Source organism: Xanthocytophaga flava, assembly GCF_030068545.1.
GTDB lineage: Bacteria > Bacteroidota > Bacteroidia > Cytophagales > 172606-1 > Xanthocytophaga > Xanthocytophaga flava.
The window spans coordinates 51,338-72,859 of the sequence record NZ_JASJOR010000021.1 but is presented as its reverse complement, the minus strand read 5'-3'; the positions used below and the strand labels follow the sequence as shown (position 1 = coordinate 72,859).

At 36.3% G+C, this 21,522-nt stretch carries 19 protein-coding genes and 1 riboswitch; of the genes, 11 read left to right on the top strand and 8 right to left on the bottom strand.

The genetic code is table 11. From position 1 onward, the window contains the following. Window positions 1-270: 270 nt before the first annotated feature. From lptC to QNI15_RS26180, 3 genes are all read right to left on the bottom strand, one after another. On the bottom strand, window positions 271-816 hold the full coding sequence (gene lptC, locus QNI15_RS26190) for an LPS export ABC transporter periplasmic protein LptC (RefSeq protein ID WP_314001798.1): 546 nt from the start codon (window positions 814-816) through the stop codon (window positions 271-273). 44 nt (window positions 817-860) lie between these two features. Next, entirely contained in the window at window positions 861-2,156 is a 1,296-nt protein-coding gene (locus QNI15_RS26185) for a hypothetical protein (protein ID WP_314001800.1), read from the bottom strand. Window positions 2,157-2,245: 89 nt separating this feature from the next. After that, a complete protein-coding gene (locus QNI15_RS26180; RefSeq protein ID WP_314034537.1) occupies window positions 2,246-2,977 on the bottom strand; it encodes a type III pantothenate kinase in 732 nt (243 codons plus the stop codon). 274 nt (window positions 2,978-3,251) lie between these two features. Here QNI15_RS26180 and QNI15_RS26175 point away from each other — a divergent pair, with 274 nt between their 5' ends. The 6 genes from QNI15_RS26175 (at window position 3,252) to QNI15_RS26150 (ending at window position 8,834) form a co-directional block, all read left to right on the top strand. Beyond that, a complete protein-coding gene (locus QNI15_RS26175; RefSeq protein WP_314001803.1) occupies window positions 3,252-4,451 on the top strand; it encodes a hypothetical protein in 1,200 nt (399 codons plus the stop codon). Between the two features lie 129 nt (window positions 4,452-4,580). After that, the gene (locus QNI15_RS26170) at window positions 4,581-5,171 is read left to right on the top strand and encodes a TetR/AcrR family transcriptional regulator (protein ID WP_313986458.1); all 591 of its coding nucleotides are present in this window, start codon (window positions 4,581-4,583) and stop codon (window positions 5,169-5,171) included. Between the two features lie 297 nt (window positions 5,172-5,468). Further along, a complete protein-coding gene (locus QNI15_RS26165) occupies window positions 5,469-5,711 on the top strand; it encodes a hypothetical protein (RefSeq protein ID WP_313986460.1) in 243 nt (80 codons plus the stop codon). A gap of 20 nt (window positions 5,712-5,731) precedes the next feature. Next, window positions 5,732-6,997, top strand: coding sequence for an MFS transporter (locus QNI15_RS26160; RefSeq protein ID WP_314001805.1), 1,266 nt, complete (start codon window positions 5,732-5,734; stop codon window positions 6,995-6,997). 222 nt (window positions 6,998-7,219) lie between these two features. Then, window positions 7,220-7,690: a hypothetical protein gene (locus tag QNI15_RS26155; protein ID WP_314001807.1), complete on the top strand. Its 471-nt coding sequence runs from the start codon at window positions 7,220-7,222 to the stop codon at window positions 7,688-7,690. Window positions 7,691-7,802: 112 nt separating this feature from the next. Then, window positions 7,803-8,834, top strand: coding sequence for a bile acid:sodium symporter family protein (locus QNI15_RS26150; RefSeq protein WP_314001809.1), 1,032 nt, complete (start codon window positions 7,803-7,805; stop codon window positions 8,832-8,834). A 132-nt stretch (window positions 8,835-8,966) separates the two neighbouring features. Here QNI15_RS26150 and QNI15_RS26145 read toward each other — a convergent pair whose 3' ends face one another. From QNI15_RS26145 to QNI15_RS26135, 3 genes are all read right to left on the bottom strand, one after another. Next, window positions 8,967-10,946, bottom strand: a complete 1,980-nt coding sequence (locus QNI15_RS26145; protein WP_314034535.1) for a tetratricopeptide repeat-containing sensor histidine kinase — start codon at window positions 10,944-10,946, stop codon at window positions 8,967-8,969. A 623-nt stretch (window positions 10,947-11,569) separates the two neighbouring features. Further along, the gene (locus tag QNI15_RS26140) at window positions 11,570-12,700 is read right to left on the bottom strand and encodes a nitric oxide synthase oxygenase (RefSeq protein WP_314034533.1); all 1,131 of its coding nucleotides are present in this window, start codon (window positions 12,698-12,700) and stop codon (window positions 11,570-11,572) included. Between the two features lie 163 nt (window positions 12,701-12,863). Further along, window positions 12,864-13,541, bottom strand: a complete 678-nt coding sequence (locus QNI15_RS26135; RefSeq protein WP_314034532.1) for an SOS response-associated peptidase — start codon at window positions 13,539-13,541, stop codon at window positions 12,864-12,866. A gap of 614 nt (window positions 13,542-14,155) precedes the next feature. Here QNI15_RS26135 and QNI15_RS26130 point away from each other — a divergent pair. The 5 genes from QNI15_RS26130 to QNI15_RS26110 all read left to right on the top strand — a co-directional run bounded on the left by QNI15_RS26130 (window position 14,156) and on the right by QNI15_RS26110 (window position 19,844). Then, window positions 14,156-14,731: a DUF4468 domain-containing protein gene (locus tag QNI15_RS26130; RefSeq protein WP_314001817.1), complete on the top strand. Its 576-nt coding sequence runs from the start codon at window positions 14,156-14,158 to the stop codon at window positions 14,729-14,731. Between the two features lie 227 nt (window positions 14,732-14,958). Further along, window positions 14,959-15,062: riboswitch (SAM riboswitch) on the top strand. Between the two features lie 220 nt (window positions 15,063-15,282). Further along, window positions 15,283-16,446 (top strand): cysteine desulfurase family protein, encoded by a 1,164-nt coding sequence (locus tag QNI15_RS26125; RefSeq protein WP_314001818.1) that lies wholly within the window; start codon window positions 15,283-15,285, stop codon window positions 16,444-16,446. A gap of 241 nt (window positions 16,447-16,687) precedes the next feature. Beyond that, window positions 16,688-17,911 carry a sterol desaturase family protein gene (locus QNI15_RS26120; protein ID WP_314001820.1) on the top strand — a complete coding sequence of 408 codons (1,224 nt, stop codon included), beginning with the start codon at window positions 16,688-16,690 and terminating at the stop codon, window positions 17,909-17,911. A 187-nt stretch (window positions 17,912-18,098) separates the two neighbouring features. Next, complete coding sequence (locus QNI15_RS26115; protein ID WP_314001822.1) at window positions 18,099-18,767, top strand: peroxiredoxin family protein; 669 nt, start codon at window positions 18,099-18,101, stop codon at window positions 18,765-18,767. A gap of 300 nt (window positions 18,768-19,067) precedes the next feature. Continuing rightward, entirely contained in the window at window positions 19,068-19,844 is a 777-nt protein-coding gene (locus tag QNI15_RS26110; RefSeq protein ID WP_314001824.1) for a phosphosulfolactate synthase, read from the top strand. Between the two features lie 59 nt (window positions 19,845-19,903). On the opposite strand, the gene QNI15_RS26105 is transcribed toward QNI15_RS26110, so the two are convergent. Together QNI15_RS26105 and QNI15_RS26100 are read right to left on the bottom strand one after the other, a co-directional pair. Further along, complete coding sequence (locus QNI15_RS26105) at window positions 19,904-20,350, bottom strand: hypothetical protein (protein WP_314001826.1); 447 nt, start codon at window positions 20,348-20,350, stop codon at window positions 19,904-19,906. A gap of 381 nt (window positions 20,351-20,731) precedes the next feature. Next, entirely contained in the window at window positions 20,732-21,448 is a 717-nt protein-coding gene (locus QNI15_RS26100; RefSeq protein ID WP_314001828.1) for a hypothetical protein, read from the bottom strand. Window positions 21,449-21,522 lie beyond the last annotated feature (74 nt).

Genomic DNA, 21,522 nt, shown 5'->3' with positions numbered 1-21,522 from the left:
GAGTTGCCTGCTTTGTTCTACGCCATTGGTATCCAAACAATAAAATCAGAGCAAACATCAAAATCCAATAACTCTGGGCAAAACCTCTTAACAAGATTTGATGCAGTCCAATAAGCAGAAGTGCAAATGCCGGATATAATAAAAGTACGTCAATAAGTTTCACTGTCGGAATTGATGTATAATGAATCCGGAAATAGATAGTTGCATAATTACAGTTTACACAAATATCTATTTCTTCGTTAAAATAAAGCGTATACTTAAAATAAAATATTATTGGTCTACAGAAAATACTCCTGAAATTTTGCGCATTGTATAAGAGCTAAAATCCTGCTTGGCTTCCAGACCTGTCCCCTCTATCCGTTCTTCTGGAGTAAGAATTGTAACAAATTTATCTGTATACAATTTTTTAGTATCCGGATTCCAGTTAAGGCGCTCTGTTTTCAATGTCTGATTCTTTTCCAGGTTGGTAACTATTACATTTCCAAGCGCAATGTGTATGTTAGTAGCCCGATATTGAACACCTTTATCAGCTCGTAGTGTAGTAGTTTTAACGCCGTTTTTATTGTAAAACTCAATAAAGATCCCTTTCGTAAAATGTTGATCTTCATTTTGCATCACCAATAGCTTAGGTGCCTGCAGCCGAACACTTAATCGGGCTGAATCCGTCATAATCAACTCCATGTTATCCTCTTCCCGTTTTGGGCCTTTGTACTTTCCTGTTTGCTGGGCAGGTGTATCCTCTTCACAGGAAGTCATTAAAACACAAAATACCAACCCCAGGGTCAGTATTTTGCTTTTTGTTTGTATATTTTTCATAGCGATATATAGATGGAAGAAAATACAGCACCAAATACCATGCCTTAATCAATCTTATACCTGCGGAACCAGTCAAATGCACTAATACTAAAGTCAAATACAATTTTGAAGTAATTCTCCTTAACCATCGCTTTGTCACCACGCTGACCCAGAACAAATGTTGCATTCAGATAGGAAAGTGCACTTCGATCCTGAGTAGTAACTGGGAACGATGCCCCAAAACTTATGCTTCGGTCAGATAATTGTTTATCATTATACTTGATTGGCATCTGACTGTAGTTAAAACCTGCTCTGAGTGTTACACGTTTCAGATAACTGTTGACAGAGTTAATGTCGGGAGTATATTCGGCTCCTACACCAAATCCATAGGCTGATGATAGTGAATCTGTATTATAGGAGATATCGTAACCTGACCAGTTTTTGTAATAGAAGTCTCCGGATACAGCCCATTTGAATGGTTTCTCTATATTAAAGCCTGCTCTGAATCCACCTGGCATCAATACCCTTCCTGATTCATTTTTTACCAGACTATCTTGTCCGAAGGGGCCCGATTCTCCATTATCTGAACGATTTTCCAGTACCCGATCTCTTTGAAGATTAATTCTTCCTGGTATATCATAAGTACCTGCAAAACTCACATATACAATTTTTAAACTATCTTTTTTGTCATAGTTAACTCGTTTCCGATAGGCAAATCCCGGTTTGAAGGTAAATCCGGATGCTGTGATATTCTGAGTATACGCAGAGGTAAAAGGAAGTCCATGAACTTGACTGATATTCTCCTTAGTTGTAGCCCCAAAAATATAAGAGGTTTGCAATCCAAGGTATAACCGGTTCTTTAATAAGCTAAATCCATTGTTCCAGTTTAAACTGGTAAATCCGCCTTTACCTAGGTAACGTGTGGTTGCAGTATAAGCTGTACCTGTTAATATTCTTGTATCACTAATATCATAGTTTACAGAACTAAGAGGAGACAAAACCAATCCAGTTGTCCAGTAACGCGCTACAGGAAGTGCCAGTGCCAGGTTATTTAGCGTACCGCCCGTTACTGTCTTGGATGCATCACTTGTACTCATTTTTTTATACTGACCTATCACGCCAACTTCCAGTGTAACACTTCTGTTTCTGGCCCATAAAGCAGGGTTCATATTATTAATAAAGAAACCATTGGAATAAGCAACACCTGCACTTCCCATCGCTTGTTGAGGTCCAAAGGCAGGATTTACGATATCTCCGATCCCTAATTGAGAGTAAGGAGAGCTCCCCATATTCTGGGCCTGTAAAACAGTATTACAAAGAATAAAAGCAAAGACAAAAGATAATCTGAGAAAAAAACGCATGTGAAATAGGTTCAGAGTTCAGGATTTTAGAATAAAAGTATACGAATCAATGCTCTACTAAGAAAATGAATCACTATACTTCTATATTACTATCTCTTTAAAGTGTCAATAGTATAATTTAGAATATGATTTAAACCAATCAGAACTAATTCCGAAACAACAAATATCGGAGTTTTAAGCTGCCTTTCAAAAAAATGTGCATCTCCCCCACAAATAATTACATTACTAACAGAGTATTGTTGTTTGTATTGCTCAATAATCCCTTCAATTTCTGCTGTCATACCTTTGATAACTCCACTTTGTATTGCTTCCTGTGTCGTAGTGCCTGTAAGAAATACTTCTTGTTCCGGTTCCAACAAAGGTAATTTACGGGTAAACGTATGCATAGCCTGAAAGCGCATATGCAATCCGGGTGATATACTTCCTCCCCTGTAGTCTATGCCATTTTCCAGCCATTCATATTTAATACAGGTTCCCGCATCAATAATCAGACAGGATTGCTGTGGGTATAATGCCTGCGCGCCAGCTACTGCTGCAATACGATCAGTTCCAAGGGTATGAGGAGTTTTATAATAATTGTTAAATGGTAATGGTAACTGACTGTTTAGAATCCAGATATCAGACGTTATATCTGAAAGAGCCTCTTTCCACGTTTCAGCATCTCCTGTAACGGATGAGATTAATATAAAGTCGGGCTTTATCTCCGTTGCTATAGCTGGTAATTCACTGGAATCGACTCTCTTATAAACAGTGTGAGAAGAGTCTGCTCCGAAATAACCTATTTTTGCAGAAGAATTGCCAATATCAATAACCAGATTCATATATAATTTCAGGAACACATTTCATTAGCAGATGACACATGTTGTATGCTGAATGAGATCTTTCAATGAGAATAAAACAATCAATCAGACAGAAGTTACTAGTGCTTTACCAGCTTTTAGAAAAAAAAACGGATTAAATGGCTGAGTTACCTTTGGCTTATCTGTTGATAATCTTTTGTTTTATGTATTTTGCGCCTGCTTCGACTGACAAAGCTACTACCTTTGTTCCGGATTTATATAATTTTAACAACTTTTAACCTTGCACCTTATTTACATGAAAGTTCAGGTATACTGTTCTTATTTTTTACTATTGTGTTGTATTGGATTTTTTGCCTGTGGTACTGATACCCAAAACGAACAAAAAGAGAATGTTGCCACAGTTGACTCTGTTTCTCACAAAGATTCTGTAAAGTCAGAACCTACAGCAGATCCCATATCCTTTGATCGTACGGATGATTATACATCACGAATTATTGCAGGAATGCAGGATGGAGATACCAATCCTTATAAAGCTGTAAGTGAGTATACTTCCTGGAGGAAATTTGCCGCAACAATGGATAGCAGCTGGGCTCGTGTCAACAGACAACGCCTGGATAAGATGCGCAACTGGTCAGAGACTGAACTAGAAAATTTATCTGCTACAACTGTCTTCTATCCGTTTTCCGGGCCTGATTTTATTCACGCTACTACTTTCTTTCCTAAGGCAGATACGTACTATTTATTTGGTCTGGAACCGATAGGTGATCTACCTGATTTAAGTGACAAATCAGAAAAAGAAGTTGCAAGCTATTGTGAAGCCATGCAAGGTGCATTGAGAGATATTTTTCAGCGTAGTTATTTTCTGACAAAAAAAATGTCGGCAGATATGCCAAAGATAAATGGAGTTGTACCCATGATCTGTACTTTTCTTGTACGTACTAATCATATAGTTACAAAAATACAACCCTTATTATTGATGGAGAATGGACAGACAATGAACTGGGTTGGTACAGCAAGCGATTCTCCTAAAAAATTGCCTCGTTTGGTTCGGATTGATTTCCTGGATACAGATATGCGAAAGCCTAAATCAGTATTTTACTACTCTGGAGATCTTTCCGATAATGGAGTTAAGGTGAAACCTGCTATAAAAGCTTTTCTGGATGCTTTGCCTGAAGGATGTGTTGGGTATTTGAAGTCTGCCAGCTATCTGATGCATTATGAGTCATTTTCAATAATCAGGAATGCAATGCTTGGAAAATGTAAGGCCATTTTACAGGATGATACAGGAATTGCCTATAAATATTACGACTCTGCTCAATGGAATGTACAACTATACGGAGTGTATACACCTCCTATTGAAGAGTTTAAAGGGCGTTTCCAGAAAGAACTTGACCATGATTACAAAGACAGTAGTCGGGTTAAACCCTTACCGTTTGAAATAGGGTATCATTGGGGTACCCATAAGGATAATTTACAATTGGTAACAAAGAAATAAGTATACTAAACTGCTTCTGAAAATCCATTGCATACCAGCAATGGATTTTTTTATGTGTCGTGATCTTTATAAAAAATATTTTGTTTTTTACTTTATAAGTAAACGAACATTCATTTATATTTGTATTCAATGAGAACAAGAGATGAAAATAAAGAAAGTATAGTAAAGGTAAAAGCATTGGAAATGCTTGTGAATGAAGGGTTTGATGGTTTTAGTATGCAAAAGTTGGCAAAGGCAGCAGGCGTATCTCCTGCTACTCTTTACATCTATTATAAAGATAAAGATGATTTGATTGTAAAGTTGGGGATAGAAGAAGGAAAGAAGATGATTGCCGCCACATTTGAGAGTTTTTCTCCTGAAATGCCATTTGCAGAAGGATTACGTGTTCAGTGGTATAACCGGGTTCGGTATTGTATGGAGCAGGGTATCTCAACCTGTTTCTTTGAACAAGCTAAACATTCTCCTTATAGAGATAAAATAACTGCGTCTATTGTCGAAGACTTTAAAGAGGTTATGGGGAAGTTTATACAGAACGCTATACAAAATAGAGAGTTAGTTAGTGTACCTGTTGAAGTATTCTGGTCAATAGCCTTTGCCCCACTTTATAACTTGATTCGATTTCACCAAACCGGCAAGAATATGGGGAACCGGGATTTTAGCTTAACAGATGATTACATTGAACAGACACTTACCCTAGTCATAAAGGCATTAAAACCATAAGTGTAGTCAATATAAGAATTTAACTATTCTGGATACCACTCATGCAAATTTTTTTCAGATGAATATATAGTCACAGTAAATTGAGCCTTAGTAGATACGTGTAGTCTATTTACTATATAGTTCAGAAATAAGCCGCCTCAGTAAAATAACTCAGTAGTTTATAAAGTAAAGCATCTGTCTGATACGTCTTCCCAACAGACAAGTATTACCTGTTGCCTATCAGTATGGACTGATTGATGATCAGATGTGATTTACATTTTTTATGTACACCAATGCCTCATTGCAAATTTTACAGTTATGACTATCACTACAACGCAAAATGACATTTTAATTTTTCGGACCAATATTCGAAACAAAAAAGATCTGCTGACAATAACGCCTGTCCTGAATGCTGATACCCGAATCCTTCATTGGAATATAGCTCAGGATGATACAGACAGGGTATTACGTGTGAAATCCAATTCGTCTGTGTTGTACCCGCAGGACATTATCTTTTTACTAAGAGAGGCTGGCTTCTTCTGTGAAGAGTTGCCAGACTAACAACTTAACTACACCTGTTCATGAAAAATAAAGCTACATCTAAGGAAAAAAAATTTACCAGCTATCAGATATTTATTATCGCCATACTAGCTATTCTTCAGTTTTCAATCATTTTGGATTTTATGGTACTGTCACCTTTGGGTGCACAGTTAATGAAAGAGCTTACTATTTCAACCAAACAATTCGGATGGGTTGTTTCTGCCTATGCATTTAGTGCAGGTGCATCCGGATTACTGGCTGCAGGATTTGCAGATAAGTTTGATCGTAAAAAATTACTCTTGTTCTTTTACGCCGGTTTTATTATCGGAACGCTATTTTGTGGGATGGCGCCTGATTATCAATCTCTGTTGGCTGCTAGGGTAGTTACAGGTATATTTGGTGGTGTAATAGGATCTATCGGGTTTGCTATTATTACAGACCTTTTTCCAATGGAAGTAAGAGGGCAGGTCATGGGATTTGTACAAATGGCATTTGCGTCCAGTCAGATTCTTGGTATTCCAGTAGGTCTATATCTGGCCAATCATCTTGGGTGGCATTCTCCATTTCTGATGATTGTAGGAATAAGTATATTGATATGGATTGCTGTATTTATATATATGCAACCTATAGATGCTCATTTAAGAATTCGGTCAGACAAGAATCCATTTCTGCATCTGGTCCATACAGTCTCACAACCTGAATATCTGAAAGCATTTGCTGCTACAGCCCTTCTGGCAACAGGCGGATTTATGCTTATGCCATTTGGAAGCGCATTTAGTGTGCATAACCTTGGGTTGTCGCTGGATGACCTGCCTATGATTTATATGGTTACAGGTGTCTGTGCCATGATAGCTGGGCCTGTTGTTGGAAAAATCAGTGATAAAATTGGTAAATATAAAATGTTTTGTATTGGTTCTGCCATAAGTAGCGTGATGATATTTATTTATTGTCATTTGGGAATTACTCCTTTGTGGACAGTTATTCCGATCAATGTTATTCTCTTTGTTGGAATCTCTTCCCGTATGATTTCTTCCTCTGCTTTAGTGAGTGCCGTACCCTTACCTCAGGACAGAGGTGCTTTTATGGGAATAAACTCATCTATACAGCAGATCTCAGGAGGAATAGCCTCTGCTGTGGCAGGTTTAATTGTTTTTCAACCATCAGAGAATGCTCCTCTGGAACATTATGATCTTTTAAGTTATGTAGTGATTGGTTCTATTCTGGTTACAGTAGCAATGATGTATATGATTCACCTGTATGTTACCCAAAAAGTAGTAACTACTCAGGTGCCAAAACCTGCTCTGTAGTATATTTCTGGATTCTTTCAACCTCTCTGTCTTTGCTGCTAATACTTAGTAGCAAGGACAGAGAGGCTTTTTTATTAGAAAGTCCTTTGGTGGGAAAGTAACTACCTTTAAAAAAGGTTATACCTACTATATGTGAATTTATGCATGTCGTATTGTATCTTTGAGGCCTTGAAGTTGTCTAAAATATTTTAAATTATTTAATTCTATATTCTAACCCGGAATATGCTTAGCAAAAACATTTTTTCCAAAATTACCTTATTACTACTCTTAAATGTAGTCTTATTAAATTGTTCGAAAGATGAAGAGCCTTGTGTGACTTCACCTCCAGCATTGGTATTTGCGTTGTTGGATAGTACTAATCAATCTATTATTACGGCAGATAATCGTGGCTCTCTTAAGATCTCATATACAAATAAGGGTGGCTCCAAGGCCTATATTTCTGATGTAACTACTGGGAAGCCTACTAATTCGCAACTATTTTATGGCAGTAGTTATTTGGTTATAGCAACTGCCAGAGGAGAAAGTATTTCCTCATTCGATCTGGAAATTTCCGGAAAAGTAATAGGCACTCTTTCGGTTGATACTTATCAGAGTAGCAATAATTGCGGGAGCTGGGTATATGCTTCTGCTTTACGGTTTAATAATACGCCTGTTACTCTCACAGATGGTGTCTATATGATCAAAGTTAACTGATTGATCAGTAACTTATTTTACTATTAATTAAAGTGTTGTTTTATACATAGGGAACAAATAACATAATTGGAGCAGTTACACTAATAATTCTTTGATTACAAATTTGTTCTCTATGAGTAATTACCCTACAGGCTTTCAGAAAATAGCAGCTATTCTGCAAAAAGCTGGATTAGATGGTTTTCTGCTTGCACTTCTGTCAATGATTGGCTTGGCTTATCTATTTCCTTATCCAGGCACAAAAAATAGTCCATTTCATCTGGATGAAATAGCCAATTATGGTGTGTCATTGATTTTTTTCTTTTATGGATTACGCCTAAGCCCGGAGAAGTTAAAAGCGGGATTGAGCAACTGGCGATTACATACACTGATACACTTTACTACATTTATACTTTTCCCTTGCCTGATTCTGTGTCTGCAAGGCTTGTTTAAAGCCCAACATGGAGAAGTATTATGGTTGGCTGTATTCTATCTGGCTACTCTTCCTTCTACAGTTTCTTCTTCTGTAGTTATGGTGTCGATCGCTGGAGGTAATATGCCGGCAGCAATTTTCAATGCCAGCATTTCAAGCTTACTGGGTGTTTTTATTACTCCTTTGTGGATGAGTTCCTTTCTGAACGCTAATTCTGGAGATTATCACTTGGGTGATGTGATTGCCAAGCTGGCCTTGCAGGTATTGCTGCCTGTTGTATTAGGTGTATTGTTACATTCCCGATGGGGAGAGTTTGCTGAGAAGAATAAACAAAAGCTTCGGATGATGGATCAGACCATTATTCTAATGATTGTCTATACTTCGTTTTGCGAATCTTTTTCTGAAGGTATCTTCCATAGTTATACATTGATAGATATTTTTCTGTTGGGAGTAGGTATGCTGGCTTTATTTTTCCTGGTATTTTCTGTGGTACATCTGATTAGTAAGTTATTGAAATTTTCACAAGAAGATCGTATCACTGCTTTATTTTGTGGCTCGAAGAAATCACTGGTACATGGTACCGTTATGTCTAAAGTATTATTTCCAGATGTAGCAATGGCTGGAATTATGCTGTTGCCATTGATGCTTTACCATGCCTTACAATTGTTGGTAGCAAGTATTATGGCACAGTCAATTGCCAGAAGTGAGCAGGAAAAAAAGAAGAATACTGTTTGAGTTATCACCTGCCAATATCTTATGGCAGATTTACCAATTTTACTCTGCGAGAAGATTTGATCAGAATTTTGATGAATCCTCAAAACAATCGGAATTCCGAATCTCTTTTGAGTGACTATGATTCCAGTTAAATCAGCAAATACTGGCTTCATGTATTTTGCTTCTCTCTTGTGGGAGAGTAAACGTGAAGATACTACCTTCTCCGGGTATACTTTCAATATGTAGATGCCCATTATTTAATGCCAGGAATTCCAGACAAAGATGTATTCCAAGTCCTGTACCTTTCTCACCTGATGTGCCCACTGTAGAGTAAAAGCTTGTGGGAGTTAATATCTTTTTTCTGACCTCTTCATCTATGCCCTGCCCTGTATCGTGAACAGATACAGAAATATGACTTCCCTTCAAGATTGCACGAATACAGATTGTATCATTTTCTTTACAGAACTTGATTGCATTACTAACCAGATTACGTACAATAGTTTCAATCATATCAGGGTCTGCATACCCTTTCAAGGAAGATTCTATTTCTGTCGTAATGCTGATTTTTTTCTGGTTAGCCTGGATTTCTAGTATTTCGGTGCTTCTGAAAATTACTTCCGCTAAATCAAATGTTTTAGGATTTACCTGAAAGCCTTCAAGCTGGCTTTTAGACCACAGCAACAATTTATCCAATAACTCGGAAGACTTATGTACCTGAGTTCCCAGCTTCTGAACAACAATCTGCATCTCCTGAGGATCAAGTAATTCCTCTTCGAATAGAGTAATTGTACCTTCAATAGACCGGAATGGAGCCCGTAAATCATGCGCAATAATACTAAATAGTTTATTGAGGGCTGCATTTGCTTTGGTAAGGTCCTCTCTCTGAATAGAAATCTGATCATTTTGGGACCTGATTTCTTCATTTTGCGCTTCTATCTCCTGTTGTTGTAGAGCCATCGTCTGATTCATTCTTTTCTGGCGCTTGTATGTAATCCGATAGAAAACCGTAGTCGCAATAAAAATTAGTAGTAGCCCAAGAATAAACCTACGCCTTGTCTTATTACGATCAAATTCTTCTTCCTTGAGTTTTTTATCTTTTAGTAGAGATTGATTAATAAGGTCTTTCTTTTCCAGTTGATAGTTGTATTGTAATTTTTCAATCTGAAGTGCTTGCTGAACATTATTCAAACTGTCATTCAAGGAGATATATAAATCCTGGAAGTGTACTCCTTGTTTATAGTTTTCCTGTAATGTAAATATGTGAGCTAATTGTTTGTAACATTTTACCTGCCATCGGCTGGATTTTGTTTTTTTTGTAAATGCCAATGCCTTAAAAGCTTGATCTAAAGCATTTTGAAGCTGATTACTGGCAAGAGAAATTTCGCTTCGATAATAGTATATCTGAGTAAGTATGGAATTACTATGATTTTGCTCTGCTATTACCAATGCTTTAGTAAGGTAGTTAGTTGCCTTTGTATATTCTTGTTGACGGATATATACGTTGCCAATACTTGTTTGCGTCCCTGCTATCAGCCAGGTGAGTTTCAGTTGTTGAGCTATTTTCAGCGACTGTTCATACATTTGCAAAGCTTGCTTGTACTGTTTCTGCTCAAGGTAGATATCTCCAAGATTGGATAAGGCTATACATGTTCCTTCAGGACCATCAGATAAAGGTTTCCATATATTAATAGCTTTGAAGAGGTTATTTTGAGCCTTATCCCATTCTTTCAGATCCATATATACACTACCGATGTTATTAAAACAAGCACCTACAAAGAATGACTCATGTATTTTTTCATACAATGGAATGGCTTTTAGATAATATTCAATTGCTTGCACACTTTTACCCTTATGTGCATGGGAAATTCCGAGATGTCTGTAGGCAGAGGCTTCTCCTAAAGTATATTTTAGTTTTAATGATAAGCTTAATTCTTTCTGAGCAATTATTCTAGCTTGTTCATGGTCAGAATAACGATATTCATTAAATAATAGCCGAAGTACCTCTACTTTATTGGTATCTTCTGGCATAGTTTTCAACAAGGCCTGCAAGCTATCTGTGAGATGCTTGTTTTGTGCATGACCAGATAGGCTAAATAATAAGATATGGAGAAGACTCAGGCTGAGTACTCTCATAAGAGAAGCAACAAATCCTGATTCTATCTCATCTTGTGAGAGGTAAGTTTTATATAAAGTATATCCTTTATAAATCATTTCATTTTTTAACAATACCTGATTTCTGCTCTGTACTATTATTTGGCTTATTGCCTGGATGTTTATCTGGTTTAGAATGTATTAGTGGTATGGCAAAAATGGAATGTATGTAATGGTGCTATTTTGAAAAACTTTCTATAATTAATTATTCTTTTGTATCCTATCTTCTCCACATCCCCTTGAACAGTTGCCAGGTTTGTCAATGAGTATGATCTACTGTCTTACCAAAGAAAAACAACATAAGATTTGTTTTGTCGACTAAGATAGCATTCAATTCATTTACTATTACAAAAGGAAGCGTGTGGTTGGATTTTATAAGAATTGAACGAGTAGAATACCTATTATGCAGGTACATTTATGTGTGTGTTTACGTATGTTTACATAACAAATAAAATCTATCTTTTTATTTTATGCTAGTATAACTCAATGATTTACTGTCATAAGTAAGATTAGTGAAGATTCTGATAAATTAGTATGCATGCAGAGAGGCCCACTTTACAAAACATTTTTAACTTTATCTTCTCTTCTGTAGATATTGTAGGTGGTTAGTGAGAGGATTCCCGCGGACAGGTTTTAGCGGAAGTGAATAGGGTATCATCCTGAGTAAGAAAATTTGGTTTGCACATCGTATTTTTCCATGCCCTATGAAAGACTTCGGTTGCTGAGCCAGAGATCGGAGGAACAATCCAAGCCCAATCTGCAACTACTTCACGCTGATTTTTGGTTTCCAGACTTGTATGGGTAATAAACTGATCAGATGCTGTATGGTGATCGACTATTTTAACTCCAGCCTGCTGATATGAGTATAAGACTGCGATGTTGAGTTCCACAAGCGCACGATCTTTCCATAATGTATGATTGGCAGATGTGCTCAGTCCCATTTTGTGTGCTATCATAGGGAGAAGATTGTATCGTTGAGTATCTCCCAGATTACGGGCACCTATTTCTGTTCCCATATACCAGCCATTAAAGGGGGCTGCTGTATATTCGATTCCACCAATTTCCAGCTTCATATTGGATATGACAGGAACGGCATACCAGCGAAGTTGTAAGTCTGTGAACCATTCATAATCTGGATGAGATAGTGTAACCTCTTTTATTTTTTCTGATGGAATTGTAAACATACGAGCCTCCCCATGAGGTAATTGTATAAGTAGAGGCAAAATATCGAAATGTGTATGGGAGCTTTGCCAACCTAATTGCTGACACTTCTTTGTAAATTCATATTGAGCTGGATCTCCAATATATGTATGTGTATCCGTTGAATAGTAGCCCGCATACCTGACTAACTGATGGTTGAGGATACGAATACCTGTAGTTTGTGAAGGATGTTTAGGTGAGAAGATACTGATTACAGAACGAATATTTCCATCATTGGTTGCATAATCAAGATGCTCAAGTAATGCAGTAAATATATCTTTTTCTGTTTGGATATGTCTCATATCACGCACTTTAAGGGATTTCCAGTAAAGTCTGCCAATACACCTGTTGCTATTCCTCCAGGCTAATTTGGCTCCATAATCAAGTTCTTCAAAGGTATGGATATAGGTTCCAGAGATGTTTATTTCATCAATCACCTGATTGATTCGTGTGGGAAGATCTGCTTCTAAGGCGAGTTCTGTATAGGTCTGAGTTAGAAATTCTATCGCTTCTTGCTTCAAGTAATCGGGATTCATACTTCATCAATGGTATTCTGAGTGAAAACCAGAATACCATTGATATGGTTTCGATTCTGGATATTGTTGAATGCTGTTTTGGCTAACTATTTGAGAATGAGTTTTGAATAGAGAAAATAAATTGGGGTGTGAAAGATATTGGCCGTGTAAATGGATCTATAGCTTATTCAAATAAGACATAATTGCCAAACTGGTCAGTAGGTTGCGATGGAAGTGTAACTTCAGGTATATTCATATCCAATTGATTAATCTGACCAGACACTGGAAATAAACGGAGTTGATCACTGGAATAGGGTTTAATAAGAGATAGAATCTCAGGTAGTGCAGTGTTTGTTTGTAACCAGATTTTTTCCTGTTCAAGAGGAAGCATCAGTGGCATTTTAGTAGTAATAGGTGCAATCAGTTCATTAGCATCTGTAGTTATCATTGCACATGAGATCTGGTTGTTGTTTTGTGATTCATATTGCCATACACCAGCAAATGCAAACGGAATATTCCACTTAAGTGTAATCCGGTAAGGAATACGACTTTTGTAGGAGACCTTCTTCCATAAATAGAAACCATCGGCAAGGATAATACAACGTTGGGTGAGAAATTGGGTTGTTTGGGGTGTTGTCTTTTGAGTATCCTGCTTGATAAATACCTTGTTGATTGGTATTTTTCTATTCTCTGAAATACCCCATATAGCCTTTGTTAACTGTCTAGGTTGTAAGTCCGTAATAATAGCTACACTATTTCCCGGAGAAATATTGTATTGAGGTTCTATGGTTCCTGGGACCTTTATCTCAAAACGACGTATAATTTTTTCTTTTGGAAGACTAAAGGAATAACGATCGTACATACACTCACAAGATATTCAATAAAACACGACTCAACAAAGCCATAAAAATACAGAAAATATAAATACCTCGTTGAACAAACAACTTCACTCATGGTAATAACTTTATTAACAAAATAGTTTGTTTTTGGTTGCCATAAAAAATGATTTACTCAAATTGCCTGGTATAAGGGGAGAAGTATAAGTACTTATACGTGTTTTTTATATATGTAAGTTTTTCTAAAACTCAGTGGATGGCAGGATCATTTGATTCATAGAAAAGAAGAGATTTTTACTAATGCGAATTTGTTCTTTTTTCGGATAGATAAAGTGTGTCACTCTTTAATTAATTGATATACAGATTGTTGTCTCTGTATATTTAGAGGATGATATGATAAAAGTTATCTTGTAGAAAATAGGTTCCCTATTGAAAAGGAAGGGCTTCATCGGAAATTCTACTGCATGGATCAATAATAAATAGAGCGAAAATAGGGTTTTTGTGTTGATTATTAGGTGTTTAGATGGTTATAATGCGCCTTCGTCAATAGCACACTTACGAGCTAAACTACAACTTCTTACAATTTGTGACATATTTGTAAACAGTAATAGACAAGAGTGAATCATATTATATTTTAGCTATGAAAAAACTGATACTGACTATTGGCGTTGTTTTGATTGCATGTTTAATGAGTAATGCTCAACATGCTGAGTTAATGATGTTTTCTGGAGAGATAAAAGTAGATAAACTGGAAAAAGATGAAGTTTACAAGCACTTATCTGCCTGGCAGCAAGAATATATGCCTAAAGAAACCATACGCGAATCGGATAGAGGAGCAGGAGAAATAAAAGGAACATCCTATCTGGTCTATAATAGTAATGTACACGCAGCAAGTGAAGTTACAAAAGGTTTTATTCTATTTGATTTTAAGTTTGTGGCTATAGAAGATGGATTTCGTTATCAGATAACAAATTTTAGACATGAAGGAAAGATTCGATTCCATACCATTCTAATGACGCCTAGCTTTCCCTACAAGATCAATGCAGTAGAAAAGCCTTGGTATGACCTAGTTTGGAAAGATATAAGAACACAAATAACTCAACAGACACCTAAAATGGTAGCTTCAGTAAAAGAGACTATAGAAAAAGCTGCTTTACTAGCTAGAAACGAAAATGAAGCGAAAGATAGCCTACTAACTCAAATAGGCAACGAATGAACATTTACTATGTGATTCTTCTTGTATCAAACACAAAAAAAGCTTTATAATTGCAACTATAAAGCTTTCTTTGTGTTTGATAATGAGCATTTTATAGGTAAGGCTAACAATGGGGTAAAATAATTCTACAATCTCTATAAAAAAAGTAGACAATTTGTTTGTTATATTATAAACTGACTTTATATTTGTGACATAATCCTGCTAATTAATACCACCATTAATTAGTTAATTTATACAGAGGAAGGGAGAGAACAGGCTCGCAGAACTTCCAGCAACCTTCCGACCACCCGGAAACAGTGCTACATCCTGACCGAATAGGTAAATATAAATTAACAATCATATGCTAAAAAAGACTTATCACCCTACCTGCGAACGAATGTGTTGTTGTTAAGATAGATACATTTTTTCTGTATCGGATCACGCAATACATAAGAGGTTAACCTCTATCCAGACAGTATATTTCCACTCAAATTATGAGTAATCTGACTCTTTTGAGGGAATTTATGATATGTCTGTTCTCAATCTGTTCTGTTATTTATTTATACAACTCTATGGAAATATATTTCGATAATGCAGCTACAACACCTCTCGACTCGCAGGTATTAGAGGCTATGTTACTTTATTTAGGCCGGCATCATGGTAACCCTTCATCAACACACCAATATGGAAGGATAGCTAAAGAAGCTGTGGAATCTGCCCGAAACAAGATCGCAAACCTGTTACAGGCTTCACCTGAAGAAATTTTTTTTACCTCTGGAGCCACAGAGGCAAATAATCTGGCATTAGCAGGAAGTATACACACATTGCGTTTTCGCCATTTTATAACAAGTCCTTTAGAACATGATTCAGTGTTAAAGAGCCTGGATTTTTATCGGAAGAGTTACCAGATACGTGTTAGTCTGGTGGAAACAGATGCATGGGGTAGAGTTAATCTTGGTCACCTTCAATACTTATTACAAAAGAATCCTGCATCCTTTGTAAGTCTGATGCATGGAAATAATGAAATTGGGAATCTGAATGACATAGAAGAAATTGGAAATATATGCCGCACTTATAAAGCTGTATTTCATTCTGATACGGTTCAGACGTTAGGGAAACGGCGGTTAAATCTGTCAAAGATTCCTGTTCATTTTTTGGTTGGCTCTGCTCATAAGTTTCACGGCCCTAAAGGAATAGGCTTTTTGTATGTTAATAAACAAATTCATTTACAACCATTAATACATGGTGGCTCCCAGGAAAAAAGTTTGAGAGCAGGAACTGAGAATGTAGCAGGTATCGTAGGACTGGCAACAGCTTTGGCTCTAGCTTATGAAAACCTGGATGACACACAACATTATCTGCAAAAATTAAAAGGGTATCTGATTCGTAGATTGAAAGAAGTATTTCCTCAACTGGTTTTTAATGGTGATAGCGATCAATTAGATAAGAGTCTTCCCTCTATAGTGAATATTGGATTTCCTGCCTTGGGTGATAGAGCATTGGTGGATATATTAAATGAAAAAGGTATCTATGTATCAGGAGGTAGCGCTTGCTCAAACTTGGTTGAGCATGGCTCACATGTACTCCGGCAGCTGGGCCGTAATCTGGATCTGGAAAATATTCGTTTTTCGTTTAGTAAGTATAATACACTTGCAGAAGTAGAGTATCTAGTTAAAACTTTGTCTACTATTTATAAAAACCAAAATGTATTGCAATATGCTGTTGTGTCTAAGTAATTGTTTTTTAGGTTGTTAGAATAGTTTGAAAATTTTTTATCTTAATCTCTATAAATTCTATAGGAATTATGTATTTTTGTGAGGCAGAATCAAAAGATCTGTTTTGAATGCCCTGAGCAATGGCTAAATGGAATAAAAAATATATGGTGGTAAATGTATTCTTCTTATTCACGGGCTGTTGCCAGGGTATTAAAAACCGTCAAGAAGAGTATCTGCATGTATTACTAAGGCCTTGTTTACTATGAAATTAAATTATCTGGCATTTGCAATTCCTCTTTTTTTGTTGTTCACAGCATTGGAGTATTGGGTCGCAAGAAGACAGCAGAAAGAAGACTATTTCCATTTTGATCGGTCTATTGTCAATATAAGTATTGGTATTGCAGAAAGACTTGCGGATTTATTTACAGTTGGCATTTTCTACTATTTCTACACATACATTCATACTCACTTTGCTGTATTCACTATTAAGCCAAGTGTTTTATTGTGGCTGGCATTGTTCTTATGTACAGATTTTGTGTGGTACTGGTATCATCGCTTAGCTCATGAAATCAGCTTGTTATGGAGTGTGCATGTAGTACATCATCAGAGTGAAGATTTTAACTATACTGTTTCGGCCCGTATTACTGTTTTTCAGGCATTGGTTCGAGTTGTTTTTTGGTCTGTACTTCCCTGGATCGGATTTCCACCAGAGATGATTACAAGTATTTTATTAATTCATGGTGCATATCCTTTCTTCATTCATACACGCACTATTGGCAAACTGGGAATACTGGAATATATATTGGTTACTCCATCACATCATCGGGTACATCATGCTTCAGATGAACATTACCTGGACAAGAACTATGGAGATGTTCTTATTATCTGGGATAAGATTTTCGGGACTTTTGTTGAAGAAAAGGAAGAACCTCATTATGGTTTAACGAAGCCATTGAACAGTCATAGCTTTTTATGGCAGCACTTCCATTTTATACTGGAACTATTGTATACAGTCAAACATACCCAAGGGTGGGGCAATAAAATAAAAATCATTTTTGGTGGTCCTGATCTGGTTCCTGAATATGTAAGAGAGAAATTGGAACAAAGATTCCTTTTTAATAAGTCAGTAAATGCTAGTGGTATACGATTTAAAAATTATGTCATATGGCAGATTGGATCTGTACTACTTAGCTTATTTCTGGTGACTTTATTTGAACATCAGATCTCGCTTAGTATACAAATTGGAATAGCATTTCTAATCCTGCTGACACTTATTAACTGTGGAGCAATTCTGGAACAACGGAAGTGGGTTTTTTATCTGGAATACACAAGGTTAATCACTGCTATATTGTTTGCCTATATTTATTTTGGATCAACAACTATTGTAGTGTTCGGTTGGGTGTTTGTAGTGGCTCTGATTTGTTTCTTTACATGGTTTGAAAAACAGTATCTGCGTTTAATTTATGGTTCTGCTGTTGCAGCTTAATTCTTGTCTGAGGTTTATGTTACATTATTTTGCCTCTTATGCTTGTTATTGTTGTTGGTGATTACCAACGGACTTTAACATTAATTTAAACAGTTTATCTGAGGGAGTTTGGGAAGAACTGTTTTTCAGTCCTATATCTGAGGACATTATTTATAAACTTATCTGTAGACTTTAAAAAACGACATATATGCAATCTTATATAAATGCCCGCTCTCTTCCTTTTATTCCTGATTTTCAACCTGAATTTGCATTTGAAAATTCAATAGCAGATTATTCCACACGTTTTTTTGCTGAAAAGACTTTTATTCCTCAGCCATTAACAGTTGGAGAAAAGGCTCCGTCAGCTGAATTATCGCGTCAGCAAGGTGTATGGCAACAGCTACCTGGACACTTATTCTCGCATTCAACAGTATCTATTGCTGATTTGGTTGAGTACAAACCACTGGTGATTAGCTTTTATACTCCGGCTTGGGGAGAATATAGCAAGTTACATCTAGATTTATTAGATAGATCACATCAGAAAATTTCAGGGCTTGGAGGACAATTGCTTGTATTAACTCCTTTGGAGACAGATGAAATATCAAAGCTTATAAAGGAGACCGGATTACAGTTTAACTTCATTCATGATCAGAACAATCAGGTAGCAGAGCGATTTGGGGTATACTCCTCTACTTATCCTTTCTGGCAACGTATTTCTGGTATTAATGGAGAAGTACCATTTCCGGCTACATTTGTAATTGCACCAAACGGAGCTATTGTACATAGTTTCTATACAGAAGATCTTAGTAATCTATATGATATTCGAGAGGTCCTTACTGCTATCTATACAGTGAGAGATATTCGACAAAGTGCCTGATAAAAAGGGAATTAGGCCTTTTTATTTTTAGGGATGTTTTGCGCTTAGTAAAACCACAGATGCCTCATCTGTGGTTTTATTTATTTAGAAGCATAAAATGCTGTAAAATAGTTAATTGTGATTTTTTCATGATCTATAGGAATGTGAATTTCTGTGCTTTATATTGTGGATTTGAACAATTGCACGTTTCTTTGAAAGCTGAAAGTCTTACAAATTCTTTGTCTATACGTAATGACATAAAGTCGTTGAGAAAATATCAAACTAAAAACCACTATCAATTTTATTTCTGAGTCTTATTCTATGAATGCAGAATCGTACTTAAACTATCATCTGACGCAGCTTCCTGAAAGATCTGTAAAGCCTCGTGAGGCAGGTTTGACAATGGTTATGGATAAGGGATTGAGTTTGCGGGAAGCAGGTGACTTTATAGAAAAAGGATCTGAATTGACAGATCTTGTAAAATTAGGTTGGGCTACTTCTTATCTGACACCTAATTTGAGGAAGAAACTGGCTTTATACAGAGATGCAGGATTGCCTGTCTATTTTGGGGGAACTTTATTCGAAGCATTTGTAATCCGTAATCAGTTTGATGATTATCGACGATTACTGGATGAGTTTGGAATGACACACGCTGAAGTATCGGATGGTTCTATTGACATGCCACATCAGGAAAAATGTTATTATATTGAAGCCCTGTCTCAACAGGTAACAGTCATCTCTGAAGTAGGATCAAAGGATGGCGAAAAGATAATTCCACCTTATAAGTGGATTTCGATGATGAATGCCGAAAAGCAGGCAGGAGCATGGAAAGTGATTGCAGAGGCCCGAGAATCTGGAACTGCAGGTATTTTCAGAAGTAATGGTGAGGTTCGTCCTGGTCTGGTAGATGAAATTTTATCTCAAATTCCACCAGAATATATCATCTGGGAGACACCACAAAAAGCACAACAGGTATGGTTTGTCAAGTTGTTGGGTGCAAATGTAAATCTGGGAAATATTGAACCCAATGAAGTTATCTCTCTAGAAACAATCCGATTAGGGCTACGAGGTGACACTTTTCTTACGTTCATTAATTAATATGAAATAATTACACTAAATGCAAAAGGTTAAGTAGGATCCTACTTAACCTTTTGCATTTAGTGTAATTGATCAATCCATTTGGTGACAAAGAAAAAGAGTGTACATATAACCAGAGATATTGTCAGATTTACAACAGCCATAATAATTGTGTACTGTATTATATTGGACAGTATATAGCCTTCAGATATATCCAGTGTAATTACCAGATTATAGATCTGGAAGAACAATAGAGGTAATATTGAAAGATGAATAGTGAACAATACTACTACCTCGTAGGTAAGAGCAATTCTTTCCTGTTTTTTTAGATAATATAATCCTATTAACAGAATTAGAGAGAATGAAGCCAGCATAATAATTAACCTGCTAGCACCTTCCATTTGAGCTAAAAATCCAGTTCTCAGATAATTGAATATAATAAGTATCAAAGTATCTGCAAGAACAAATCCCCATCCTTGATTCAATACTTTTGCGGCAAGCAATTTGCGCTCAGCTAAGAATTTCAAAACCAATCTGCGTTAAATAGTAGAGTAGAGCCATAAGGCCTTCTTTTCCTGAAACTTACGTATGAAACTTTGGGCTGGTTTTGTATGGGAAATATGTCTTTACAGACTAAAAGAATATTTCTTTGTGAAAAGTGTTTGTATAGGACTACAGACAGCAATTTCTATATATATGGATGGATTTGCAACGTTATGTAAGATATTATTTCTTTTTTATGATTTTTTTGGAAAAAATAAGGACAGATGCTTGCTAACTGATATTGGTGACAGTACTAGCAATAGAGGAGATGTAAGATGAGTCCCTACTAATAAGCTAAAGAATAGTATATTGTTACTGATGATGCTAATGTTGGTACACTATCTGCATCATCAGTAACAAGACTCTTATCTATCTTTTATGTTAGCTATGTCTGTTTGAAGTTGATAGTCCATTCTTTGATGTGAAATAGATCGTATCGAAAGTTCGTACACAATGCTTTTTTGTTTTGTGTGAATCAAAAGTGAGTATTCTCCTGCTGGTAAGGCGCTTATATCCAGTTTCTGATTAAAGGTGGTATCAAATAAAGACTTCTCAAAAAAATATTCCTCTTTATCATTCATTAACCTCATATAGATGCGTTTACTGGCAGGATTTCTGATTTGAATATATAACTTTTTGTTTGAGGCTAGAAGGCAGTCAATTTGTTGAAATCCTTTAGATGTATTGGTATTTTGTTGATTCACAGCTTTGGTCCGTTCATTTGATTTGTGTCGCGCAGATATCAACTGATCAGATAATAAATGACTATGCAGTTGTTCGCCTAGTAACTTATTTCTTACCAACTTATGGAGTGTGCTATCCAATAAACGAGTGTTGTGCGTGTTAAGTTTGATATACTGACCCTTCAAAATCTCTCTGTAAATCAGATTATCATCTTCATCAAAAAACTTAATTGTTGTAGTAAGAGTTTGGGCGTCCGTCTTTACTTCCCAATGTGCTCCTGTTGAATCTATGCGTGCCCAGTCAAGATCTTTTTCTTGTGCATAGGAAGTTATAGAGTAGATAAATAGAAATGCCAGCATAAGCCAGCCAGAAAGGAGTGTTTGTTCTATAGTTTTCATAGTGTAAAATGATGGGAAAGTTGTAGGTATTTACTATTCAAGATGGCAAAGGATTTGCCAAATGCTTGGAAAAA

Coding starts and splice junctions, on each gene's coding strand:
- lptC (WP_314001798.1), bottom strand. CDS start 816: ATGAAAAATATACAAACAAAAAGCAAAATACTGACCCTGGGGTTGGTA.
- QNI15_RS26185 (WP_314001800.1), bottom strand. CDS start 2,156: ATGCGTTTTTTTCTCAGATTATCTTTTGTCTTTGCTTTTATTCTTTGT.
- QNI15_RS26180 (WP_314034537.1), bottom strand. CDS start 2,977: ATGAATCTGGTTATTGATATTGGCAATTCTTCTGCAAAAATAGGTTAT.
- QNI15_RS26175 (WP_314001803.1), top strand. CDS start 3,252: ATGAAAGTTCAGGTATACTGTTCTTATTTTTTACTATTGTGTTGTATT.
- QNI15_RS26170 (WP_313986458.1), top strand. CDS start 4,581: ATGAGAACAAGAGATGAAAATAAAGAAAGTATAGTAAAGGTAAAAGCA.
- QNI15_RS26165 (WP_313986460.1), top strand. CDS start 5,469: ATGACTATCACTACAACGCAAAATGACATTTTAATTTTTCGGACCAAT.
- QNI15_RS26160 (WP_314001805.1), top strand. CDS start 5,732: ATGAAAAATAAAGCTACATCTAAGGAAAAAAAATTTACCAGCTATCAG.
- QNI15_RS26155 (WP_314001807.1), top strand. CDS start 7,220: ATGCTTAGCAAAAACATTTTTTCCAAAATTACCTTATTACTACTCTTA.
- QNI15_RS26150 (WP_314001809.1), top strand. CDS start 7,803: ATGAGTAATTACCCTACAGGCTTTCAGAAAATAGCAGCTATTCTGCAA.
- QNI15_RS26145 (WP_314034535.1), bottom strand. CDS start 10,946: ATGAGAGTACTCAGCCTGAGTCTTCTCCATATCTTATTATTTAGCCTA.
- QNI15_RS26140 (WP_314034533.1), bottom strand. CDS start 12,700: ATGAATCCCGATTACTTGAAGCAAGAAGCGATAGAATTTCTAACTCAG.
- QNI15_RS26135 (WP_314034532.1), bottom strand. CDS start 13,541: ATGTACGATCGTTATTCCTTTAGTCTTCCAAAAGAAAAAATTATACGT.
- QNI15_RS26130 (WP_314001817.1), top strand. CDS start 14,156: ATGAAAAAACTGATACTGACTATTGGCGTTGTTTTGATTGCATGTTTA.
- QNI15_RS26125 (WP_314001818.1), top strand. CDS start 15,283: ATGGAAATATATTTCGATAATGCAGCTACAACACCTCTCGACTCGCAG.
- QNI15_RS26120 (WP_314001820.1), top strand. CDS start 16,688: ATGAAATTAAATTATCTGGCATTTGCAATTCCTCTTTTTTTGTTGTTC.
- QNI15_RS26115 (WP_314001822.1), top strand. CDS start 18,099: ATGCAATCTTATATAAATGCCCGCTCTCTTCCTTTTATTCCTGATTTT.
- QNI15_RS26110 (WP_314001824.1), top strand. CDS start 19,068: ATGAATGCAGAATCGTACTTAAACTATCATCTGACGCAGCTTCCTGAA.
- QNI15_RS26100 (WP_314001828.1), bottom strand. CDS start 21,448: ATGAAAACTATAGAACAAACACTCCTTTCTGGCTGGCTTATGCTGGCA.